At 38.7% G+C, this 23,473-nt stretch carries 24 protein-coding genes and 1 rRNA gene; 13 read left to right on the top strand and 12 right to left on the bottom strand.

From position 1 onward, the window contains the following. Nucleotides 1-65 precede the first annotated feature (65 nt). The 9 genes from CFY84_RS06330 to msrA all read left to right on the top strand — a co-directional run bounded on the left by CFY84_RS06330 (nucleotide 66) and on the right by msrA (nucleotide 7,853). Nucleotides 66-2,252 (top strand): PhoX family protein, encoded by a 2,187-nt coding sequence (locus tag CFY84_RS06330; RefSeq protein WP_088823312.1) that lies wholly within the window; start codon nucleotides 66-68, stop codon nucleotides 2,250-2,252. A gap of 214 nt (nucleotides 2,253-2,466) precedes the next feature. Continuing rightward, nucleotides 2,467-3,282, top strand: coding sequence for a prolipoprotein diacylglyceryl transferase (gene lgt / locus CFY84_RS06335; RefSeq protein ID WP_088823313.1), 816 nt, complete (start codon nucleotides 2,467-2,469; stop codon nucleotides 3,280-3,282). A gap of 53 nt (nucleotides 3,283-3,335) precedes the next feature. Beyond that, nucleotides 3,336-3,722 carry a hypothetical protein gene (locus CFY84_RS06340; RefSeq protein ID WP_228149606.1) on the top strand — a complete coding sequence of 129 codons (387 nt, stop codon included), beginning with the start codon at nucleotides 3,336-3,338 and terminating at the stop codon, nucleotides 3,720-3,722. Nucleotides 3,723-3,814: 92 nt separating this feature from the next. Next, nucleotides 3,815-4,069, top strand: a complete 255-nt coding sequence (locus CFY84_RS06345) for a hypothetical protein (protein ID WP_143218769.1) — start codon at nucleotides 3,815-3,817, stop codon at nucleotides 4,067-4,069. A 60-nt stretch (nucleotides 4,070-4,129) separates the two neighbouring features. Continuing rightward, nucleotides 4,130-4,972 carry a thymidylate synthase gene (gene thyA, locus CFY84_RS06350; RefSeq protein ID WP_088823316.1) on the top strand — a complete coding sequence of 281 codons (843 nt, stop codon included), beginning with the start codon at nucleotides 4,130-4,132 and terminating at the stop codon, nucleotides 4,970-4,972. Further along, the gene (locus tag CFY84_RS06355) at nucleotides 4,969-5,484 is read left to right on the top strand and encodes a dihydrofolate reductase (RefSeq protein WP_088823317.1); all 516 of its coding nucleotides are present in this window, start codon (nucleotides 4,969-4,971) and stop codon (nucleotides 5,482-5,484) included. Before thyA ends, CFY84_RS06355 begins: the two co-directional genes overlap by 4 nt. Before the next feature lie 34 nt (nucleotides 5,485-5,518). Then, complete coding sequence (locus tag CFY84_RS06360; protein WP_088823318.1) at nucleotides 5,519-6,598, top strand: Lnb N-terminal periplasmic domain-containing protein; 1,080 nt, start codon at nucleotides 5,519-5,521, stop codon at nucleotides 6,596-6,598. A gap of 70 nt (nucleotides 6,599-6,668) precedes the next feature. Then, nucleotides 6,669-7,187 (top strand): copper resistance protein NlpE, encoded by a 519-nt coding sequence (locus tag CFY84_RS06365; protein WP_171289042.1) that lies wholly within the window; start codon nucleotides 6,669-6,671, stop codon nucleotides 7,185-7,187. Nucleotides 7,188-7,334: 147 nt separating this feature from the next. Continuing rightward, on the top strand, nucleotides 7,335-7,853 hold the full coding sequence (gene msrA, locus CFY84_RS06370; protein ID WP_088823320.1) for a peptide-methionine (S)-S-oxide reductase MsrA: 519 nt from the start codon (nucleotides 7,335-7,337) through the stop codon (nucleotides 7,851-7,853). Nucleotides 7,854-7,906: 53 nt separating this feature from the next. On the opposite strand, the gene CFY84_RS06375 is transcribed toward msrA, so the two are convergent. The 5 genes from CFY84_RS06375 to CFY84_RS06395 form a co-directional block, all read right to left on the bottom strand. Continuing rightward, complete coding sequence (locus CFY84_RS06375; protein WP_088823321.1) at nucleotides 7,907-8,311, bottom strand: ExbD/TolR family protein; 405 nt, start codon at nucleotides 8,309-8,311, stop codon at nucleotides 7,907-7,909. Continuing rightward, nucleotides 8,311-8,895, bottom strand: a complete 585-nt coding sequence (locus tag CFY84_RS06380; protein ID WP_088823322.1) for a MotA/TolQ/ExbB proton channel family protein — start codon at nucleotides 8,893-8,895, stop codon at nucleotides 8,311-8,313. Before CFY84_RS06380 ends, CFY84_RS06375 begins: the two co-directional genes overlap by 1 nt. Before the next feature lie 39 nt (nucleotides 8,896-8,934). Then, nucleotides 8,935-9,693 carry an energy transducer TonB gene (locus tag CFY84_RS06385; RefSeq protein ID WP_088823323.1) on the bottom strand — a complete coding sequence of 253 codons (759 nt, stop codon included), beginning with the start codon at nucleotides 9,691-9,693 and terminating at the stop codon, nucleotides 8,935-8,937. 298 nt (nucleotides 9,694-9,991) lie between these two features. After that, entirely contained in the window at nucleotides 9,992-11,248 is a 1,257-nt protein-coding gene (locus CFY84_RS06390; protein ID WP_088823324.1) for a dicarboxylate/amino acid:cation symporter, read from the bottom strand. Between the two features lie 130 nt (nucleotides 11,249-11,378). After that, nucleotides 11,379-12,254: an acyl-CoA thioesterase gene (locus tag CFY84_RS06395; protein ID WP_088823411.1), complete on the bottom strand. Its 876-nt coding sequence runs from the start codon at nucleotides 12,252-12,254 to the stop codon at nucleotides 11,379-11,381. A 278-nt stretch (nucleotides 12,255-12,532) separates the two neighbouring features. Between CFY84_RS06395 and plsB the strand changes: the two genes are divergently transcribed. Further along, nucleotides 12,533-15,118 (top strand): glycerol-3-phosphate 1-O-acyltransferase PlsB, encoded by a 2,586-nt coding sequence (gene plsB, locus CFY84_RS06400; RefSeq protein WP_088823325.1) that lies wholly within the window; start codon nucleotides 12,533-12,535, stop codon nucleotides 15,116-15,118. 35 nt (nucleotides 15,119-15,153) lie between these two features. Here plsB and CFY84_RS06405 read toward each other — a convergent pair whose 3' ends face one another. Further along, on the bottom strand, nucleotides 15,154-15,960 hold the full coding sequence (locus tag CFY84_RS06405) for an NAD(P)H-binding protein (protein WP_088823326.1): 807 nt from the start codon (nucleotides 15,958-15,960) through the stop codon (nucleotides 15,154-15,156). 18 nt (nucleotides 15,961-15,978) lie between these two features. Here CFY84_RS06405 and recG point away from each other — a divergent pair, with 18 nt between their 5' ends. The 3 genes from recG (at nucleotide 15,979) to CFY84_RS06420 (ending at nucleotide 19,855) form a co-directional block, all read left to right on the top strand. Continuing rightward, entirely contained in the window at nucleotides 15,979-18,021 is a 2,043-nt protein-coding gene (gene recG, locus CFY84_RS06410; RefSeq protein WP_088823327.1) for an ATP-dependent DNA helicase RecG, read from the top strand. Next, complete coding sequence (locus CFY84_RS06415) at nucleotides 17,996-18,676, top strand: ComF family protein (RefSeq protein WP_228149607.1); 681 nt, start codon at nucleotides 17,996-17,998, stop codon at nucleotides 18,674-18,676. The genes recG and CFY84_RS06415 overlap by 26 nt, the downstream gene beginning before the upstream one ends. Before the next feature lie 168 nt (nucleotides 18,677-18,844). After that, nucleotides 18,845-19,855 (top strand): magnesium and cobalt transport protein CorA, encoded by a 1,011-nt coding sequence (locus CFY84_RS06420; protein ID WP_088823329.1) that lies wholly within the window; start codon nucleotides 18,845-18,847, stop codon nucleotides 19,853-19,855. Between the two features lie 45 nt (nucleotides 19,856-19,900). Here the strand turns inward: CFY84_RS06420 and CFY84_RS06425 are convergent, their stop codons facing one another. The 6 genes from CFY84_RS06425 to rrf all read right to left on the bottom strand — a co-directional run. After that, nucleotides 19,901-20,191, bottom strand: a complete 291-nt coding sequence (locus CFY84_RS06425; RefSeq protein ID WP_088823330.1) for an STAS domain-containing protein — start codon at nucleotides 20,189-20,191, stop codon at nucleotides 19,901-19,903. Nucleotides 20,192-20,208: 17 nt separating this feature from the next. Continuing rightward, complete coding sequence (locus CFY84_RS06430; protein ID WP_088823331.1) at nucleotides 20,209-20,838, bottom strand: MlaC/ttg2D family ABC transporter substrate-binding protein; 630 nt, start codon at nucleotides 20,836-20,838, stop codon at nucleotides 20,209-20,211. An 18-nt stretch (nucleotides 20,839-20,856) separates the two neighbouring features. After that, nucleotides 20,857-21,519 carry an outer membrane lipid asymmetry maintenance protein MlaD gene (gene mlaD / locus CFY84_RS06435; protein ID WP_088823332.1) on the bottom strand — a complete coding sequence of 221 codons (663 nt, stop codon included), beginning with the start codon at nucleotides 21,517-21,519 and terminating at the stop codon, nucleotides 20,857-20,859. Further along, on the bottom strand, nucleotides 21,516-22,295 hold the full coding sequence (mlaE, locus tag CFY84_RS06440; protein ID WP_088823333.1) for a lipid asymmetry maintenance ABC transporter permease subunit MlaE: 780 nt from the start codon (nucleotides 22,293-22,295) through the stop codon (nucleotides 21,516-21,518). The genes mlaD and mlaE overlap by 4 nt, the downstream gene beginning before the upstream one ends. After that, nucleotides 22,292-23,110 carry an ABC transporter ATP-binding protein gene (locus CFY84_RS06445; RefSeq protein WP_088823334.1) on the bottom strand — a complete coding sequence of 273 codons (819 nt, stop codon included), beginning with the start codon at nucleotides 23,108-23,110 and terminating at the stop codon, nucleotides 22,292-22,294. Before CFY84_RS06445 ends, mlaE begins: the two co-directional genes overlap by 4 nt. Nucleotides 23,111-23,386: 276 nt before the next feature. After that, nucleotides 23,387-23,473: ribosomal RNA gene (gene rrf, locus CFY84_RS06450) — 5S ribosomal RNA — on the bottom strand; the annotation flags it as partial.

Below are 23,473 nucleotides of genomic sequence, written 5' to 3' on the forward strand. Positions count from 1 at the left end.
TTTTCACACTTATATTCTTAAAAACTTAATGATTTTATACTTTTAACTTACCTTAGGAGCCTCTCATGAAAGAGCAGACGCCATATCATGAAGACCAAGAACTTGATAATAACAATTCAGAAAATACACATTTCAACGATATTCTTGAACAATATATCAGCCGTCGCGATTTAATCAAAAAAACAGCAAGTGGTGCAATTGCTTTAGCGATTGCAACATCAGCAACTGCAACCAGTATTCCATTTAGACATCCAAGACCGCATAAACATCGCCCAACTGAATCAGGAACACGTCCTGAAAAACTTACATTCACACCTGTAGCTAAAAACAAACTAGATGTAGTGACTGTTCCTGAAGGGTATGATGTAAAAGTACTTTATCGTTTAGGTGATGCAATTCACCCAGCGTTAAATGATTGGGATGATAATAATATTCCATCGGGTCCAAGCTTCCAATTCCGTTCTGGCGACTGCCATGATGGTATTCACTTCTTTGGTTTAAACTCAAGAACTAAACAAGTTGATGATCGTGTATCATCAGAAGGGTTGCTTGTCATGAACCATGAGTATATTAACCCGACTTTCCTACATCCAAAAGGACCGACCAAAGTAGATGGTCATCGCCCTGAAGATGAAGTCATCCGTGAAACCAATGCACACGGCGTATCGATTATTCATATTCGAAAAGATGATGCGACTCAAGATGTTAATTTGGTTAAACACTCTATTTTTAACCGTCGTATTACTGCAACAACTTTAATGCAATTTGAAGGCCCTGCTGCAGGTTCAAAACTTCTTGCAACTGCCTTTTCACCTAAAGGCGTTCGTACACGCGGTACACATAATAACTGTGGTAATGGTTATACTCCTTGGGGAACTTACCTCACTACAGAAGAAAACTTTATTGGTTATTTCCAACGTTCTAAAGAAGACGATAACAAGCGTCCTGCACATGAAATCGCTGCACTTGCACGTTATGGCTTAAAAGCAGGTTCAAGCTCTCGCTACGGCTGGGAATCTGCCGTTGGTAAATTACAACCACAAGACCTATATGATCGCTGGGTGGCTGATGTTAAAAAATCAAGCGAAAAGTTAGATTACCGTAATGGTCCAAATACTTTCGGTTGGATGGTTGAAATTGATCCATTTGATATCAAACACCACCCTGTAAAACGTACTGCCTTAGGCCGTTTTGCACATGAAGATAGCGCATGCCGTGCTGTTGCAGGTCAACCACTTGCATTTTATATGGGTGATGACTCTCGTGGTGAATATATTTACAAGTATGTCTCAGACGCTGTATGGAATCCAAGAGATTCAAAAGGTGGCTATAAAGCTGGTGACAAATATATGAACCGAGGCCGTTTATATGTGGCGAAATTCAATCAAAACGGTACAGGTGAATGGATTGAATTAACCCATGGTAAAAATGGTTTAAATGCATCAAATAAAGTATATCCATTTACAAGCCAAGCTGATGTTGTCACCTTTGCCCGTATGGCAGCAGATAGTGTGGGTGCAACTCGTATGGATCGTCCTGAATGGTGCAGTATTCATCCTGAAACAGGCGAAGTGTATGTCACACTCACCAACAACTCAAACCGTGGTACCAATTACCCAACAGATGCAGCCAACCCACGTAATTATCAAGACCTTTATGGTGGTACAAAAACCCAAAAAGGTAATGTCAATGGGCATGTAATTCGATTTAAAGAAGTGAATGATCAAACCACTGCAACACGTTTTGAATGGGATATTTACCTATTTGGTGCAGAAGCTGGTATGAATCCAAACATTAACTTATCTGGATTAACAGACAACAATGACTTTTCAAGTCCAGATGGTATGGCTTTTGACTCACGCGGGATTTTGTGGCTTCAAACAGATGACAGTGCATATACTGATGTGACGAACTGCATGATGCTTGCTGCCCTACCAGGTTTTGTAGGTGATGGCACAACTGCAACCACAAGTAGTGGTCAGCTTACTCGTGTTGGTGCAAAAGTAAATGACAGCAACTTAAGACGTTTCTTAGTGGGTCCAAAAGAAGCTGAGATTACAGGAATTACTTTAACGCCAGACAATAAAGCAATTTTTGTCAATATTCAGCACCCAGGTGAAGAATCTGCAAGCTTTGATCAACCAAATAGCCATTGGCCTGCAACACAAGCCAATGCAGGTAATACAACAGCTCGTCCGCGTTCAGCAACCATTGTTATCACACGTAAAGACGGTGGTTTAATCGCAGGCTAATTGCATTAAAATGAATTGAATACCTCGTCTTTGTACGGGGTATTCTTTATTTAAAGCCATGCTTATTTTAAATAAACCACAGTTATACTTTATGTTATTTCAATATTTTCACTATAAAAAATAAGTTTTAGATCATAATCACTACGGAAAAACTCACCATTTTTAATATTGTTCCGTTAAAATTGCCCTCACATGTTTGTTAAAAGGAATCATCATGCTGGCCTACCCCAATATCAATCCAATAGCTCTTGAGCTGGGTCCACTCAAAGTTCACTGGTATGGCATCATGTATCTATTGGCATTTTTATGTGCATGGGGACTTGCAACCTATCGCGGACGGCAGCGCACTGGCTGGGGCTCAGAAATGATCTCTGACTTGATTTTCTATGGTGCATTGGGTGTTGTATTAGGCGGACGCATCGGCTATGTGATTTTTTATGAGTTTGATAATTTCATTGCCAATCCACTTTGGTTATTCAAAGTTTGGACAGGTGGAATGAGCTTTCATGGTGGTTTTATTGGTGTCATGGTCGCCATGATATTATGGTGTCGTAAATACCAAAAAACGTGGTTTCAAACGATGGACTTTATTGCACCCTGTGTACCAACAGGCTTAATGTTCGGACGAATTGGTAACTTCATTGGTGGTGAGCTATATGGCCGTGAAGTAGTTGATCCCAACTATCCATTTGGTATGATCTTCCCGACAGACCCATTGCAATTGGTACGCCATCCTTCACAAATTTATCAAGCACTGTGTGAAGGTCTATTACTGTTTATTATTTTGTGGTGGTTTAGTTCCAAGCCGCGCCCACGTATGGCTGTATCTGCCCTCTTCTTAATGGGCTATGGGCTTGCACGCTTCGTAATGGAATTTTTCCGCGAACCAGATGCCGACCAAGGATTTGTATTACTCGGTTGGATGACCAAAGGACAATTGCTCTCTTTCCCAATGATTATTATTGGAATTTTAGTTCTTGTTTGGGCATATAAACGTCCGATTTATGATTGGGGACCACAAAAAAACTAACCCAATAAAAGAGGCGTTTGCCTCTTTTTTTATGGTAAGATTTGGGCTAAAAGGTGCGCTCAGATAACGTTATGCTTGAATTTTGGTTTAATCAAACCACCTCCATCTCACACAAACTTACCTTGCTTTTCATTGCCATCGCAATTGCAGTGACGTTGTATGTCATCCATCCCATGCCTTACCAATTAATTTTGCTTTTTGTTGCAACCGGTATTGTCTTTTTAATATGTCGTATGTGTCAGATTCATCTCATTCAAGGTGATCGAACCCGACCATTACAACGTATTTTTATGTGGATTCCTTTGGCATTACTTGCTGCAATTATTTTTACTAAAGCTATGGATCATTTATTAGAATGGGGTGTGCAAGGCATTGCTTTTATGATTATAACGATTTGCATATTTTCTATGCATATTCTATTTAAAAAGCCGTCAGCATAAATATGCTTTTAAATACATTACAATCAACAAAAAATATTAAACTGATTACTGTTTTTATCTGTTTTTGCATTATTATTGCATTGCAAAATATAATGCCTTTAACCCGTGTTTGGATCGTGATCAGTGTCTTTACAGGGCTCAGCATACATGGTTATGTGGTATTGCAACGGCGCTTAAAATTTTTGCCACGTTATGGCTTAATTGTGCTGCCAATTATTATACTGATCTTGCTTAATGTTGTGATAAAGACACATTATCTTATATTAAGTATACAAGCTGTATCGTTCATGGTGCTTGGGTTCACCTTAATCACCACATTTGTATCACGTAGCCCAAGACATCACTGATGTCATATACCGTCATTCAAGCAATTCCTATTTTATTTATACACTTCCTCGAGGCACTTTATGCAAACATATCTTGATCTATTGCAACACATATTAGACAACGGTGGAGATAAAGGTGACCGTACAGGAACAGGAACGCGCTCAGTATTTGGATATCAAATGCGTTTTGATTTATCAAAAGGCTTTCCTTTGCTCACCACAAAAAAAGTGCATTTCCGCTCAATTGCCATTGAGCTGTTTTGGTTTTTGAAAGGTGATACCCATGTACAATATTTAAAAGACCATAAAGTTTCTATTTGGGATGAATGGGCAACTAAAGAGCAAACAGCACGCTTTAACCGTCCTGAGGGAGAGCTTGGTCCTGTCTATGGTCATCAATGGCGTAATTTTGGTGCAACACAAAATACCGATGGCAGTTATCAAAAAGATGGTTTTGATCAAATTTCATGGCTGATTGAGGAAATCAAAAATAATCCCAACTCGCGCCGATTAATTATTTCAGGATGGAATCCAAATGAGGCAGGTCAAGTTGCACTGCCGCCTTGTCATACCCTATTTCAGTTTTTTGTTCATAATAATAAATTATCATGCCAGCTGTATCAGCGCAGTGCAGATGTATTCTTAGGTGTTCCATTTAATATTGCAAGTTATGCACTACTGACCCATATGGTGGCGCAAGTGTGTAATTTAGATGTAGGAGATTTTATTTGGACCGGTGGAGACACTCATTTATATGCCAATCACATGGAACAAGCACAACTACAACTGAGTCGTGAACCAATGCCATTGTGTCAAATTCAACTCAACCCTGACATTAAAAATATTTTTGATTTTTCTTTTGAAGATATTCAAATTGTGAATTATCAATCTCACCCAACAATTAAAGCACCGGTGGCTGTATGAGTTTTCAAGGTATAGAAATTGTGCATGTTGTAGCAATGGATCGACAACACTGTATTGGTAAAAATAATAGTTTACCTTGGTACATTCCCGAAGATTTGAAACACTTCAAGGAAATCACGCAAGGTGGTGTGGTGGTCATGGGTCGAAAAACCCTAGAATCAATGGGTCGACGCCTGCCTAAACGTGTGAATTGGGTGATTACACGCGATCAAGAGTGGCAATTTGATGATGTGCATGTAGGTTACCGTATTGATGATGTGCTGTCTAAAGCGATGAATGACGCAAAAGACAGTGAAAAACCAAACAGTATCTTTATTATTGGTGGTGGTGAAATTTTTAAACAAACCTTAGATATTGCTGATCGTTTAGAGTTAACACATGTCGACTTTACAGTAGAAGATGGTGAAGCATTTTACCCTGCACTGCCTGATCGCTTTAAAAAAGTTGCAAGTACCACTCATTTTAATGCTGATGCTCAGATTGAGTTTGAATTTGCCACATATAAAAAGTAATCTTAAAACCAATTAAAATAATAATGCGATGACTATGCCTCAAGACCAGCTAATTTCACATTTAACCACGCTTGGAATGGGGCTATTTTACTTGGCGCTCAGTTTATCTGTATCTGCGTTTAGTATTTGGTTTTCATTGGCTTTATGGGTGCAGTTGCCGCTTGGTAAAATTCTTACGCTGTTACTGATTGCGCTATGGATTATTTTTTCACTCAGTGTGCTTGGCATTTATTTTACTCAATTATTTGTACATCGACCGATTAGCCTGCTCATTTATGTTGTTGTCGCAATAATAGGATTATGTTGGTATTTTAGTTTAACCCCTAAACAAGATCGGGTATGGAGCCCTGAAGTTGAAAAAATACTGACCTATGAAAAACAAGGTCCATGGATAACGCTCAATAATGTTCGTAATTTCAGATGGCATGATGATGGAAGCTATGACATACATTGGGAAAAACGAAGCTTTAATTTAAACGAAATTAAAGGGGTCAATTTAATAGCCTCATATTGGATGGGACCGCAAATTGCACATACGCTAGTCAGCTTTGATTTTGAACATCAACAGCCGATTGTGTTCTCTCTTGAAATTCGTAAAGAAAAAAATGAATCGTTCTCAGCCATTGGTGGTTTTTTTCGTCAGTTTGAACTGTCGTTGGTTGCTGCAGATGAAAAAGATATTATTTATACACGCAGCAATATTCGTAAAGAAAAAGTATATTTCTTTCCTGTTCGTATTCCAAAACAAGAAATACGACATTTGTTTTTGGCTTATTTAGATACAGCAGATCAGTTAAAACAATCTCCTGCGTGGTACAACACCCTTACAAGTAACTGTACCACCATTATTTTTGATATGGCACAAGCCATTCACCCCAATCAGTTACCCAAAGATTATCGAATTTTGATGTCAGGTTATTTACCCAATTATCTATATGATAGCGGTGCATTAAATCGGCAATGGGACATTAAAACTTGGTACAACCATGCTTATATCAATCCACGCACTGCTCATTTTTCTGAACACACAGACCAAAGTAGTGAAGCTTTTTCACAGCAAATACGTGCGGGTTTACCGACTGCATCACGAACAAATAACATGCTCAAACAATAACATTTTATCCTTTGATTTTGCCCATAAAAGGAGATAACTTACTGTAATTCATTCCATAATGAGCAAAACAATGAATAAAAATATAACAATGAGTATAATTACAAGCCTTCTCATTGTCGCTTGTTCAAAACAAGAATCTGCACCACATACCCATACTGAACCAACAGCTTCAGCCCAAACATCAACACATACAGCTTCTGAAACAGCTGCATCTGTAGATTTAGTGACAGCCAGCCACATTACACCAACCACGCATGTCACCAGTTGGCATGGTGAATACACAGGGACATTGCCTTGTGCTGACTGTGATGGCATTAAAACAGAGTTGTTTTTATTTAAAAATCGAACTTATAAGCTTAAAAATGTTTATCTCGGTAAATCAGAACGACCTCTCATTGTAGAAGGTAAGCTGAGTTTAAAAAATGATGAATTTACCATTATTACCCTTTACCACCAAAATGAAAAAACCATGTATCAAGTGCGAGGAAATCAACTGATTGCACTTGATCAAGAGGGACATGAAATAGAGGGTGCACTTGCTTCACAGTATGTGTTGGAAAAGGTAAAACCTGTGCCGCGTGAAGTCTAACGTGATTTTCAAACACCGTTTACTTTAAATGCGAGCAATTAAAATCAGCACTGTGATTCTTTTGTTAATAAGCTCTGCCAATTTATTTAAATCTTATAAATGAGCGTATATCATAAGTTTAAATCCATCATGTAAATTGAGATAAAAATGCAACAGGCAATGTTTGGCGGTGGCTGTTTTTGGTGTATTGAATCGGTTCTTTTAGAGTTAAAAGGCGTGCTTCATGTCGAAAATGGCTATGCAGGCGGTAAAACACTCAACCCAACTTACGAAGAAGTATGTACAGGGACCACTGAGCATGCTGAAGTCGTTCTTGTTGAGTTTGATGAAACTGTTATTCAGTACCAAGATCTATTGAATGTATTTTTTGGTATGCATGACCCAACCACATTAAATCGTCAAGGCAATGATATTGGCACACAATATCGCTCGGTGATTTTTTATTATGATGAAGCGCAAAAGCAAACAGCTGAGCACATGATTCAGGAATTAAAAGCTGAAGGGTTAAACGTAGTTACTCAACTTGACCCTGTGCCAACGTATTACAAAGCAGAAGAGTACCATCAAAACTTCTTTGCTAAAAACCCAACACAAGGTTATTGCAACTTTGCGATCCCACCAAAACTTAATAAACTACGTCAAAAATTTCAATCTTTACTCAAGTAGTTTTAATAAAAAAACCCATCTAAAGATGGGTTTTTTTATGCCAAAGCATCGAATTAGTTTTCACTAACAAATGATAAATCGCTCAGTCCAGCTTCACTTGCACGTGACATGACTTGGGCAACAGTGTCATAACGTGACTCTTTGTCTGCACGCAGTTGCACTGTTGGCTTTTGCTCAGCCTGTCCTGCTTCTTGGAAACGGGTTGCTAGCTCTTGCAATGAAATCATTTGATCATTCCATGCCACCTCACCTTTTGCATTAATACTAATAGTGATTGCTTTGGGTGGCGGTGTGGTCATTTCCGCTGTTGTTTTGGGTAAAGTCAACGGAATTGATGGATTTGCAACTGTTGTCGTGACTAAAAAGATAATCATGAGCACCAACATAATATCGATCAATGGAATGAGATTCATCTCATTCATTCCAGAATCGTGATCTTCACCCAATTGAAAACCCATTACGATTGACCTCCAGCAGATGGTTTAGTTTCAAGCATTGTGTCAATTAACAAATGATGTGCTTGATCTTGTAAAGCATGTCCTAATGCACGGTTTGCGCGTAAACAGATGTTATAAGCAAGCACTGCAGGAATTGCAACAGCTAAGCCAAGCCCTGTCATAATTAGTGACTCACCCACAGGAAGTGCAACTTGTGCTAAACCTGCTTGACCGCTACTTCCCACTGCAACCAACGCATGGAAAATCCCCCAAACCGTACCAAATAAACCAATAAATGGTGCAATTGAAGCAATGGTTCCAAGCACAGGTACAAATTTGTCTGCTGATGTTTTTTGGTCAGAGATTTGACGCAATAATGCTTGTTCTGCAACAGATTTACGTTGCTCTATACTTAATGGGTCAAGCTTGCTTTTTAATACATTTAATGACTGTTCTAGTCGAGCAAAGGCTTGTTGCTTTAATTGACGAGTTCCTACAAGGCGTAAGACAAAAATCGTCCAAGTCGCAATCGACATGATCAGTAATATAAAATAAAGTGTTTTACTTACTGCATCTGCACTTTGCCAGTAGACTGAAAAGTTCATTGGTGAATTCCTAAATCGTTGGTTAGCCGTAATTAAATATTAAGTAAGATCAAATGGTTGTTGTGCTTTAATTGGATATGCAACACCATTTTCTATATAAGGTTTAAAACGTGCGCTTCGTACTGCTCGTAGAATTTTTTCATCTAATGCCGAGATTCCGCTGCTTTTAACAACAGTTGCGCTAATGATTTTTCCTTTTTCATCTGCTTCGATCAACACCATGATTGAACGTGGAGAATTTCTTAAGTCACTTGGTTCATATGATGGTTTTGGGGCACGGCTCCATTGCACACCACTGCCCCCAATTGCGACATTCTTCGCTGCTTTTTCTGTCGGCACTTCTGCTTGTGGCGCAGGCGGTGCAGGCTGAGGTGCAGGTTGAGGTGTCGGCTCAGGTTTAGTTTCCACCGCAGTCACAATAGGTGGTGCAGGTGTTGGCAAAGGCTGCTCAACATGCTGAACCACTTTTTTGGGCTCTTGCGCTTTTTTGACATGTTGAATTTTTTCAATATGTTTGGGTGGTGGCGGTGGGCTTTTGACAATTTTCACTTCTTTCACTTCTTTTTTCGGTTCCGGTTTCTTTTTCGGTTCCGGTGGAAGTGGCTGCGCTGGCTGTTGGATTTTCACAAATTGCACTTTAACAGGCTCTTTATGAACAGGCTTTAACGTCGATACTTTCAATTGACTTAAAGTCCATAACACACCGACATGCCCAATCACCACAGCAGCAACTGCAATGATTGCTTTTTTCTTCAAATTACCAGGATGGTTCAAATTTAGCGCGGAAGAATGGCTCATAGCACAATGGTGACCTTTGTCGTATGAGGAATTAGTACAGTGATGACTGTATATAATTACTCATCCGTTTCTAGTTAAACGATATTGCTCAATATAATAAATGAGAAGGGTTTTCATTTGCAACCTGTTTTTGAAAATCGTTTCTCATTCTGATCTGTTATTGTACTGCATAATGTATAGTTATAACATAACAAAATCAAGTTGAACTTCAGAGAGAGAAATTGGTATCTAACTCAATCACAACTCTTTTTGATTGAAATATTGAGATTGAGTTAGACTAAAATACACGCAGATGGGGTTAGCTTTCGTTGGGTAAATGATCAATATTTTCTTCTTTGGTGTAACGGTCTACCACCACACTGACCATCATATCACCCTCTACATTCACGACTGTCCGAACGGTATCTAACACACGGTCAATCGGTAATAAAATGGCAATTGCTTCTGCCGGTAACCCCACTGACTGTAATACCATAATCATGGTCACCATACCCGCACTTGGAATGCCAGGCGCACCTAAGGATGAAATCATTGCGGTTAAGCAAACAATAATTTGTTGCCCTAAACTTAAATCCAAACCGATTAAATTAGCAACAAATAAAGCAGCTGCCGCCTCATACAGTGCAGTACCATCCATGTTTAAATGTGAACCCATTGGAATCACAAAGCCTGCAATTTGAGGACGAACACCTAAATTTTCTTGAGCACATCGAATGCTTAGTGGCATTGTGGCTGAACTTGAACTGGTGGCAAACGCTGTAATCAATGCAATTTTAGTCCCTTTAAAAAAGGTCCACGGCGACATTTTGCCAAAAATCCACAGTAAGCACGGTAAAATGACTAAACCATGGAAAATTGTGGTTCCTGTCACCACGGCTGCAAACTCAGCCAATCGGCTTAACACGGTTAAATCTTCTTTTGCAATCAGTTTAGCAAGCAACGCAAAAATACCAATCGGTGCTAACTTCATGATCCAAGAAACAAGCATCATGACAATATTGAAGAACTCTTCATTCACCGCACGGACATATTGAAATTTTTTGCCGCCATAAACGAGGGCTAAACCAATTAAAATTGCAAAGACCACCACGGATAAAACATTGCCATCGCTAAATGCTTTAAATGGATTAATTAATGTATTTTGGACAAAATTTGTAATAAATGAAGAAGTATCTAAATTTTGAGTTGGAGAATGATATTGGCTCATGGCTTGTTGGAACAAAGTGATGTCCATGCCTTTGCCGACTTCAAACAAATGTGCCCCTGCTAATCCAAGAATCAGTGATAAAGTCATGGTGGTGGCACTACACATTAGAGTGACTTTCCAGACTTTACCCAATTGTCGTCCAGACTCTAAACTTGCCACACCGACAACAATTGAAGTAAAAATTAACGGCACCAACAGCATTTTTAAGAAGCCAATAAAAATGCCACTAATGATACTAAGTCCATAAATACTGCCCGCAAAAAAACCTGACGTCGGGTCAAGGCGTAATAATACACCGACCACAACACCGATTACTGCAGCAATAAAAATTTGAGTATTTAAGCTCATATTAATCCATTTTTATCATTTTGGTCAGCGGTATCATACGATAGCCACTCTATTATTTATTCATTTATTTTGCATAAGCATATGATTTTTTATTAAATCTATCTCAGTAGTTTAGACACTATCCATATCATTAAGCATCTAAATCTCTTAGACGCATTAACCCTTCTTGAACAGTACTGCATACCAATTCACCATGTTGCCACATCCGCCCATGATTCATACCTCGAGCATTCGATGTCACTGTGGCTTCCATATCATAAAGCACCCACTCATCTGCACGAATGGCTTTATGAAAGTATATGGCATGATCAATACTTGCACACTGAATATTTGGTGACAAATAGCTTAATCCATGCGGACGCAGTGCTGTCGTCATCAAGATAAAATCTGAGTAAAATGCAACAATCGCCTGATGCAAAGATACGGTATCATATTCTCCGGTCAGTTGATCATGGGTTTTCACATAGTGTGCATAAAATGGTTCAATCGGTTTTGGCTGAAAAAAGTTACGAATATCGCTTTTTACAGGTTTTAATTCAATATGACGCTCTTGCATAAAGCTTGCTTGCAATGCCTTAGGTACAAATCGCATCATTGATTCTTTCAATTCTTTCTCGCCTTTTAATTCATCAGGCTGCGGATAACTTGGTACCGGGTGTTGATACTCAAGCCCCTCTTCCTCTGATGCAAAAGACACAAGCGCGGTAAAAATAGTACGGCCATGCTGAATAGCACGCACTTGACGGCTCACAAAACTTTTGCCATCTCTTAAACGTTCTACTTCATACACAATTGGCTCATTAATATCCCCGCCCAATAAAAAATAAGCATGCAAAGAATGCGCAGGTCGATTGGTGGTATCAGCAGCAGCTCTTAGTGCTTGGGCAAGGATTTGCCCACCAAAAACACGCTTACCCACGAAGTTACGGCTATGGCCTCGATACCTGTTTTCTTCTAGCTTTTCTAAAGTTAGGATTTCAATGAGTTCTTGTGTCAATTGTGTCATCATTCTTCGTCTACTTCATCGAGGTGTTTTTCAATAGCGCTATTAGAACACTTTTTCATTTCGGTGTATCTTGCCATATCTACCACTTTTTCATGGCCTGCTTAGCTAAAAATGACTTATTTTTTAAACTTTATTGCGATATAACGACTTTTTTTCTAGTTTTATTAGCCTAAAATGACATTTTTTAGTTAAAATTGCCCACTTAAATTTTATTTACGATCGCTTTTAAATTATTTTATATTTTAAAGCTTAATATGCGTATTAAGTAAGGAGTCTTTATGTCCAAGAATAGCTTTGGTCAGATCTATCGCAGACTATCAAGTAAAGTACTTGATCTTGTGGTAAAGCCTCGTGTTCTTGGAGAAGTTCCTCACACTGAATCTCAAGACCGCCATGAGGCCACTGAATCGACTACCCCCACCAAGAAGCCGGTTATTTGCTATGTATTGCAAACCTATTCGCGGAGTAATGCCTTGGTCGTTGATGGTGAAACACGGCGTTTGGGTCTCCCCCCTGCTCTTGAACCATTACAGTTAAACGAGTTATCAGAAAACACCTCTGTATTTTTTTTACAACAAAAAGACACCAGTTATTTTGCACAAAAGAAATCATCTCTACCGCCCAAACTTGTACATTTTATCGAATATTTAAATAGCAATCCTGATTTAGACATTGATATCACCCTAATCCCTGTGACGATTTTATGGGGACGCTCGCCAGACAAAGAAGACTCATTATTTAAACTGTTGTTTACTGATACATGGGAAACACCAAGTAAAGTTAAGCAATTGGTCAACATTGGTATTCATGGTCGTCAGTCATTCTTAGAATTCCACCCAGAATGTTCTCTTAAATCATTAATCCACACGGCCAAAGAACAGCATCCAAACCTGTCTCCTGCAACATATATTGTTAATCATTTAAATCAGTACCTAGATCGCCAGCGTGAAGCCGTACTTGGACCCGATTTATCTGACCGTCGCAATGTCATTCAATCTTTGATGAAATCGACCGATTTACAAGAATCAATCCGCCGCGAAAGCTTACGCAGTAAAATCAGTTTGTTCGAATCTGAGCGACGTGCTGTAGGTTATATCAATGAAATTGTGTCAGATTACTCCTACTCTACGGTTCGCTTTGCAGATATGGCACTGACTCGGCTTTGGACACAATTGTATGATGGTGTAGAGGTTCATAACTTTAATACTGTTCGAGAATTGGCAAAAGACTACCAAGTCATTTATACACCATGCCACCGTAGCCATGTCGACTACTTATTACTGTCTTATATTATTCACAGGCGTGGTCTGATGGTGCCATATATTGCTGCAGGTGATAATTTAAATCTGCCTTTGGTTGGGCAGTTTTTACGTGGTGGCGGTGCATTCTTTATTCGTCGGTCTTTCCGTGGTAATGGTTTATACACCTCAGTCTTTAAAGAATATCTATACAGTATTGTGTCTCGTAATACCCCACTTGAATACTTTATTGAAGGTGGTCGTTCACGAACAGGGCGTTTGTTACCGCCTAAAACAGGTATGTTGGCGATGACTGTTCATAGCCATTTACGTAATAAAAAGAAAAATAAGCCTATTGTCTTTATACCAACTTATATTGGTTATGAGCGTTTAATGGAAGGTTCAACCTATATTGGCGAATTACAAGGCAAGCCTAAAGAAGCTGAATCTATTTTAGGCTTAATCAAAACCGTTCGAAAAATTGAACGTATTTTTGGTAAAGTGCATTTGAATTTTGGTGAGCCGGTCTTTTTAGATCATTTATTGAAAAAGCACCATGCAGAAGACATCACCATTCAAAAAAATGATGATCCAATTCCAACGCCTGTGTCAGAAGCAATTACCAGTTCAGCATATGAAATTTTAGAAAAAATTAATAATGCAGTGGTCATTAACCCCGTCTCACTTATTTCTTTAATTTTATTGGCAACTGAAAAACATACATTAGATGAACAACTGTTTATCAAACAACTAGATGCTTATCGGGCATTGCTGACACGTTTACCCTATGATGGTTTAAGCGAATTAACGCATTTGTCTGGTCAAGAAATCATTACCCATGCTTTAAAACTTAAACTCATTAAACGTGTTCATCATGCACTTGGCGATATTATTGCAATTGAAGACAATCAAGCGGTTTTACTGACTTACTTTAGAAACAATATATTGCATGCCTTTATTTTGCCGTCACTCATTGCATCGCTTATTGAGTTAAATGGTAAAATTAAACGTCATGACTTAATTAATGTGATTGCAACGCTTTACCCATTCTTAAAAGCTGAATTATTTATGAAATGGGATACTGACACCTTAAAGCCTGCAGTTGAACAATACATTGATGCATTGATTGAAGATGAATTAATTACCACAGAAGATGGTTATTTATTTAGCCCATCACCAAATACAGAAACACACAATCAATTGGTGATTTTAGGTGCCTCGGTCAAACAAAGTATTGAACGTTATTACATGATTTTGGCGATTATTACGCAACGTGGTTCAGGCAAAATGTCTTCAAAACAAGTCGAAGACATCAGTTACTTACTTGGACAACGTTTATCTGTCCTCTATGAATACAACTCACCTGACTTTTTTGACAAATCCTTATTCCAAAGCTTCTTAAAAGTTTTAACTCAAAAAGATTATATTCGTATCCGTGAAGGCTTAATTGAATTTGATGACCATCTGATTCATATTGCGCAATATGCTAATTTGGTTTTAGATGATGCCACATTACATATGCTGCAACATATTACGCAGTTTACAGATGAAGGATTAGAAGAAGCATTAAATGCGTTAGCGGTTGAAAATGCAAAACGGCGTTTAAAACGAAAAGCGAAAAAATAGCAAAAAAGCGCAAGATTCCTCTTGCGCTTTTTTATTTATTTTTGTGAAAGTAGCTGTGCATAGTCTTGAAATGGATCTAAATGCTTTAATTGAAAACCACTTGCCTCTAATGCTGTTGCATAGATTTTTTTTCCGGTTTCTTGCTGCGGATCATATTTTAACAATGGTAGATCTAACTTTCGTTGAAACCATAAAATTACTTCATGCAATGGATAAGGCTGTGAATTACTCACAATATAACTTTTGCGTTGATATGCAGGCTGAATGACTTCAGCTAAAAAATGAGCTAAGTCTTCACTATGAATCCGATTGCTCCAATGCAACTTATGATATTCATGTGTTTGCTGAGCCAATTTAACCATACGCTCAACACTTCCACCATAAATGCCCGTTGGGCGAATAATAGTACATTCATTTGGATAAGCCTCTTGATAAGCTTTTTCCATATCCAATAAACACTGACCTTGAGCATCATCTGCAATTGGCTGACTATCATCATTGACAGATTCACCCACATAACCGTTATACACACGAGTGGATGACACCACAATACAACGGCGAATTGGATGAGATTTTAATGCACTGAGAATGGCAGGTGCTGTATCAACAAAAGTATCTTGGTAGCCGGCTAAACTGCTTTCTTTTGGACTTAATAGAATATAAACACAATCAACAGGTTTTATATGGCTCAAATCCAACTGATGAACATTTTGTTGTAAGTGTTGAATTGCGCTGTCTTTTTTTTCACTTAAACTTACTGCTGTAATTTGGTGACCTTGCGCAAATAATTGTTTTGCAATCTGCTTGGATGTTTTACCATAACCAATAAATAATATATGCATGATAGAACCTGAGTTGACATGGCTTTAATTCATGAATTAAAAGGCGTTGGCAATGCAGCCGCCGCACTTCTCGAAAAGTTGCATCTCTATACAACTGAAGATTTGTTGTTTCATTTGCCAAGAGATTACGAAGATCGTAGCACGATTATTCCAATGAACCAACTGACAGTAGGTCGTACCTATTTGCTTGAAGGTGAAGTGATTTCTGTTGACTATCCACCAGGTAAACGCAAGTCAATGGCTGTATTAGTACAAGATGGCTTTGGCAAGGTGACGCTACGTTTTTATCATATTTATAAAGCGCTCAATGACCGACTTAAAATAGGTCATCATGTTCAAATTTTTGGTGAAGTTCGCGTTGGCGCACGTGGGCTTGAACTCTATCACCCTGAAATACATCTCCCGCAGCCCACCCAAGGACAAACTCGCCTCACTGCAATTTACCCGAGTACAGAAGGGCTCAGCCAAGCAAAACTTCGTGACTTGGTACAACAAGTATTTGAACATTATCTACATGACTTAACAGAGCTTTTACCTAAAAAATACACACAAGGTTATGCATTAAAAGATGCTTTGCACTATATTCATGTCCCTCCTGTGGATGCGAATATGCAACAGCTGATGCAAGGACAACACCCTGCACAGCAACGTCTGATCTTAGAAGAGCTCATTGCTCACCAAATTAGCCTATTAACTCGGCGTGCTTATGTCCAACAAGTCAAAGCACCTGTGTTTAGCCCTAGTCAACGCTTAGTGAACGCTTTACTCGAACAATTGCCTTTTCAGCTTACAGGCGCACAACAACGTGTCTCTGCAGAAATTATGCAAGATCTGAATAAAAATCAGCCCATGTTGCGTTTAATTCAAGGCGATGTAGGTGCAGGAAAAACTTTGGTTGCAGGTATTGCCGCGTGCCATGCTTTAGAGTCAAACTGGCAAGTTGCTTTAATGGCACCTACTGAGATTTTGGCAGAACAACATTACTTAAACTTTAAACGTTGGTTTGAGCCTCTTGGTATTCATGTCACTTGGTTATCCGGCAAACAAAAAGCCAAAGACAAAAAACAAGTTAAAGCGGCCATGCTCTCAGGAGAGGCGCAGTTGGTGGTAGGCACACATGCTTTATTCCAAGATGATATTCAATTCCAACAACTCGGCTTAGTCATTATTGATGAACAACATCGCTTTGGAGTAGATCAACGCTTAGCACTTCGTGACAAAGGCAGTGCCAACACCACACCACACCAATTAATAATGACTGCAACCCCTATTCCACGTACATTGGCCATGAGTGCCTATGGCGACCTCGACACCTCTATTATTGATGAACTTCCGCCTGGCAGAACCCCAATTCAAACGGTCACCATTCCATTAAACCGACGTGAAGAAGTATTGCAACGTATCATCAAGAATTGCATCGATGATCACAAACAAGCCTATTGGGTATGTACCTTGGTTGAACAATCAGAAACATTAGATGCACAAGCTGCAGAAGCACACTTTAACGATATTCAAAGCCGTTTTCCTGAAGTACGTGTGGGACTTGTCCATGGAAAAATGAAAGCAGATGAAAAACAACATGTCATGCAATCTTTTAAAGACAATCACATACAGTTTTTAATTGCCACTACTGTCATTGAAGTGGGGGTTGATGTCCCCAATGCCACCATTATGGTGATTGAAAATGCAGAACGCCTAGGTTTATCACAGCTTCACCAACTTAGAGGACGTGTTGGTCGTGGACAGCTAGAGAGTTTTTGTGTCTTGCTGTATAAAACACCATTGTCACAAAATGGTTATGAGCGTCTTGCAATTTTAAGAGAAAGTAATGATGGATTTGTGATTGCAGAAAAAGACTTAGAAATCCGAGGTCCCGGAGAGTTACTTGGCACCAAACAAACAGGAGATCTTGGCTTTCGCGTTGCAGATATTGAGCGAGACCAACACTTACTTGAAAAAGCACATCGAATTGCCCAAGATATATTAAACACCCATCCTGAGCATGCAGAATCTTTATTAAATCGTTGGCTGCCACATGCGCCACGCTATGCTTATGTTTAATCACTTAAAATGGTTAAATCGCATAAAACCATGTGCACTGTGTCAAAGCACATGGTTCAAACACCAACAGACTTCCCTGTGTTTTGAATGCTGGCAGCAGTTAAATATCAAGCCGAGTACTATTCAGCAGCGTGGCATTACAATCCAAGTGGCCACATCATATCAATTTCCTATAGATCGGTTAATTCAACAGTTCAAATACCAACAGGCCTTACATCACAGCGTAATTTTTAATGATGTATTATCACGCTTAAACATTCCTCAGGTCCAAGCTGTTGTGCCCATGCCAATCTCAAGTCAGCGACTACAACAACGTGGATATAACCAAGCCTACCTTTTGGCACAGCTTATTGCTCGTCCACGTCAACTCCCTATTTGGATGCCTATTGAGCGTGTGCATGCAGAACAACAGAAAAACCTTGATCGCTCAGAACGCATTCAAAATATTGAAGCACAATTTGTCATACAAGCCAAAAATAAAATTCGCTATCGTCGCGTACTAATTATTGATGATGTAGTCACCACAGGAAGCTCAATTTATGCCTTAAAAAATAAATTACATAATTTAGGTTGTCATCAAGTTCATGTAATTTGTATTGCACATGCAGCTGGATTTAAACCTATGCATGCAGGGCCTGACCTTGGGTCAGATTAAAATCAACTTAAAGAGATAAAAATAATGAATTTATTCTCATTCTCTGTATTAAAATAAACTAAAATACTTTTTTTAAAATAAAATACTCCTCAGAGCTGTGTTTTACATCATTCCTTGTCTAAAATACACCCTGTTTAAATCCAACCACCTTAAGGAGAAGACACTCCAATGCTTGAAGCTTTTTATGCCACAGAGCGTGGTAGTTTGGAAAATGTAACGATTAATGGTGGTTTTGATCTGCAATCTGATTGTGTTTGGGTTGATTTAACTGCGCCTTCGCAAGAAGAACAACAATGGGTTGTTGATGCATACGAACAAAACTTACCAACGCTCAAATCTTTAGAAGATATTTCTTCATCTGCTCGTTTTTACCGAGAAGATGATGGCGTACTTCATATCAGTACTTATTTTTTAACAAAGAATAGGCACTATCAAGAACATGATGAAGATGAAGGCGATTACAAACTCGGTACAGTACAAACCGTTGCTTTTATTTTAAAAAAAGACCGCCTAATTACATTACGTGGTGAAAAACTCATTGCATTTCGTGCATTTAAATCAAGATCACGTCGTAATGACTACGATATTGACTACAAAGATCCTATTTGGATTTTACTTGGGCTTTTTGAAGCTAAATTAGATGAATTGGCAGATATTTTAGAAGATATTCATAAAGATTTAGAAAAATATTCAACAGAAGTTCTAAATAACCATCATCGTGAACAGCATTTAGATCTTGATGAAATGGTAACCCGTTTAGCACAACAAGAAGATATGCTTGGAAAAGCACAATTATGTTTGATTGATTTACGTAGAATCTTAACGTTTTTGTCCCGTCCAAGAGCGCTAGGCAGTCATATTTATGATGCTGAAATCCGTGAAATGAGTGAAGATGTTCGTTCTTTAATTGAACATAATGCCTTTTTATTCCAAAAAGTACGCTTTTTAATGGATACCACATCAGGCTTTATTAATACAGAACAGAACGACACCATCCGACGCTTTTCCATCTTACCAAGTATGCTTGCACCACCTATGCTCATTTCAAGTGTTTATGGAATGAATATTGAAGAACTGCCCTATGCGCACAGCCCTGTGAGTTTAGTCATTGTTGGCGGCTTCTTAGCAACATCGTTTATTGGCCCTTATTTTTACTTTAAGTGGAAAAACTGGATCTAATAAACATAAAAAAAGCATCTTAAAGATGCTTTTTTTATGTTTCACTTAGTGGCTTAAGGTCAGCTCATGGTCTAAATGCGATGCTTGCAAAATATTCAGCATTTTTTTAGTTAATGCTTTAAATACAAGGTCATGTGTATGAGGCACATGGCGCACCCATTGCACAAAAACTGCTAAAGCAAGCGTACTACCATGCTCTAGTGCCTCGCCATTAATCACAAGTGGCAATGGATGACTTTGAATGATTTTAAGTCCCTGCTGATACACATGCTCTGCATTATTAAAATCAATTTGTCCAACCAACATTAACTGCTGATCTTTTACATAAAGTTCCATTTATATCATCACCAAAACTATTTTTTAGTTGCTGCATTGGCATCAGGTTGGAAGCTTGCAATGGCTTTATCAAGATCACCGCCTGAACGTTGAACTGTCGATGCAAACTGATTTCTAAACTGCAAGCCAATATCAATACCTGCAACATTAATATTGCGGATTTTCCACTGATTACTTTGCTCAGACAATTGGAATGCAACAGGTGTCTTCTGCCCTGACTGGATAAAGTCTAACGTTACCACTTGATACGCACCAGCAGATGGACGATATGGACGAATTGAATAAGATTGGTTTGAATATTTTGCCAATGCAGTACCGTAATTTTGAATTAAGCTTTGACGTAAGCTCTTTTCAAAATTTGCACGTTGTTGTGGTGTACTGTTTTGTGGTGATGCATATGTGCCCATCACAAGACGTGTAAACGCTTGAACATCTACATACGGTTCAAGATTTTGCTTCACAATCGCATTAATTGCTGATGGATTGTTTTGTAATTGTGAATGTTCTGCTTTTAAGCGACCGATTAATCCATCTGCCACAGTTTTAATAAAGTCAGATGGTGTTTGGGCTGGCGCTGCAATGGCTGCAGTACTTACCACAGCAGTTAATGCGCTTGCCATAATTGCTTGTCTAAATAGCGTATTCAAAATACATCTCCTATAAAATTATTCTGCAAATGATGGCTGACTTGCATCTTTTTCAGCAGGTGCAGTAGCATCAGCACTTGAGCCTGATTTGCCAAAACTGGTCACAAACTTACTAATTAAATCTTCAAGATCCATGGTGCCTTGGGTATTGTTAATGCTTGAACCTGGTTTTAAGTAGTTTAATCCACCACCTGGTACAACTTTTAAATATTTCTCACCCAATAAACCATTGGTTGCAACCATAATATAAGCATCTGAATCGATATTTGTAATAGATTTCATGCTGTCAAATAGTTGCGTTTCCATTTCTTTTTGTTTCGCAACGTTCGCTTGTTGAAAGTCGCTGCCATATTTCAATTCTTCTAATGCACTTTGTTGTACAGTTTTAAGTTGCTCTGGTGAGAAAGTCGTTAAATTGCGATCTAAATCAAAAGTCACTTTTGCCAAGCGTGTTACTGGATCTAGTGTAATTGACTCAACACGACCAATCGTCACGCCACTCATCGTTACTTTTGCACGTGCTTTTAAGCCGTTCACATTGTCAAATGTGGCATACATCGGGTAACTTGCTCCCACTGTATTGCCTGATAAACCGCTGACTTTCATCGCTAGAAAAAATAAAGCAACACCAAAGATAATTACAAATATACCTACGGTCAGCTCAATTGCACGAGACCTCATGATACTCCTCCAAACATGACCGCAGTCAAAACAAAATCAAAACCTAATACACATAAAGAAGAATACACCACAGTTCTTGTTGTCGCGGTGGCAATTCCTTCAGACGTTGGACTACATGAATAACCTTGATATACAGCGATCCATGTACATAAAACGGCAAATATAATACTTTTGATGGCGCTGTTTAGGACATCATGGCTAAAGTTGACTGCATTTTGCATACCACTCCAAAATGAACCTTCATCCACGCCTAAAAAATCGACACCTACTAGCTTCCCACCAACAATACCAATCGCTGCAAAAATCATGGTTAGCATGGGTAAACTTACAATACCTGCCCATAAACGTGGTGAAACAATTCGTTTTAAAGGATCAACTCCAATCATTTCCATACTAGACAATTGCTCTGTGGCTTTCATCAAACCAATTTCTGCAGTCAACGCAGAACCTGCACGACCAGCAAACAATAGTGCAGCAACGACTGGTGCAAGCTCACGTAATAGTGTTAATGCCACCATGGTTCCTAGCATTGATTCACTGCCAACATTCACCAAAATGCTGTAGCCTTGTAAACCAATGACAAGTCCCATGAACAAGCCAGATACCACAATAATTAAAAGTGATAACACACCTACCCGATACATTTGATAAATGAATAATTTAAATCCTAGTTTTGTGGGTAATGACAAAACAATTTGTAATAGCAATAAGGTTGCTATGCCAATTCCACTGACGGCATCAATCACCCGCCGACCTAATAAGGCAATCCCATTCACGAGCCAACCTCTTGGTTTAAATAAGTATTCGAATTAAATTGAAAACCCACTGGACCTTCAGCATGTCCATTTAAAAACTGTTTTACAAATGCTGAAGAGTGCTGTTTTAATTGTTCTGGTGTTCCTTCACCTTGTACACGCCCATCTGCAACAATATAAATATAATCCGCAATCGACATCGTTTCTTGTACATCATGTGAAACAATGATTGTGGTTAAATCAAGTGCATCTCGCAACGAACGAATGAGGCGTGTTAAGACACCCATGACAATCGGATCTTGTCCTGCAAATGGTTCATCATACATAATTAATTCAGGATCAAGTGCAATTGCCCGTGCCAACGCAACTCGGCGATTCATACCACCTGAAAGTTCAGCTGGCATGAGCTGCTCTGCACCTCTGAGTCCAACAGACTCTAATTTTAAAGCCACTAACTCTGCAATTAAGTGTTCAGGCAATTTAGTATGCGCACGAATTGGAAAAGCGACATTTTCATACACTGTCATGTCAGTAAACAGCGCACCACTTTGAAAAAGCATTCCCATGCGTGCACGTGCAGCAAACAGATCGTGCCTGCTCATTTTTGCAATATCTTTTCCATTTAATAAAATCACACCATGATCTGGTGTTAATTGACCACCAATCAAACGCAGTAAAGTCGTTTTACCTGTCCCTGAAGGACCCATAATGGCTGTGATTTGACCGCGACGGATACACATATCAATATTGTCATATATGATCCGTTCTCCACGTTTAAAACTCAGACCTTGAACGTCTATTAGTACGTCAGACTTCACTGATGCTGCTTTATTCATGGGAATGTCTCATTATTTGTTTTTCACTATATCAAATTATAAGTTAAGTTATTTAAATTTGGAGTATTTTAGCTCATATTTATTAAAAACAGATGAGCAACAAACATATTTTATTTTAATTATTTTATGTATTCATTTTATAGAATCACATTGTATATGAGTTGTGATGAAGTCTTCATATAGTTTTGATGTTATTTTACCATTAGTTTAAATGATATGTGTAACAGACACCCATAAAAAAAGCCCCCTCGATGAGGGGGCTTTTTAGGAATAAGATGCTGGCGATGACTTACTCTCACATGGGTAATCCCACACTACCATCAGCGCAAAGAGGTTTCACTTCTGAGTTCGGGAAGGGATCAG

The organism is Acinetobacter apis (assembly GCF_900197575.1).
Lineage (GTDB): Bacteria > Pseudomonadota > Gammaproteobacteria > Pseudomonadales > Moraxellaceae > Acinetobacter > Acinetobacter apis.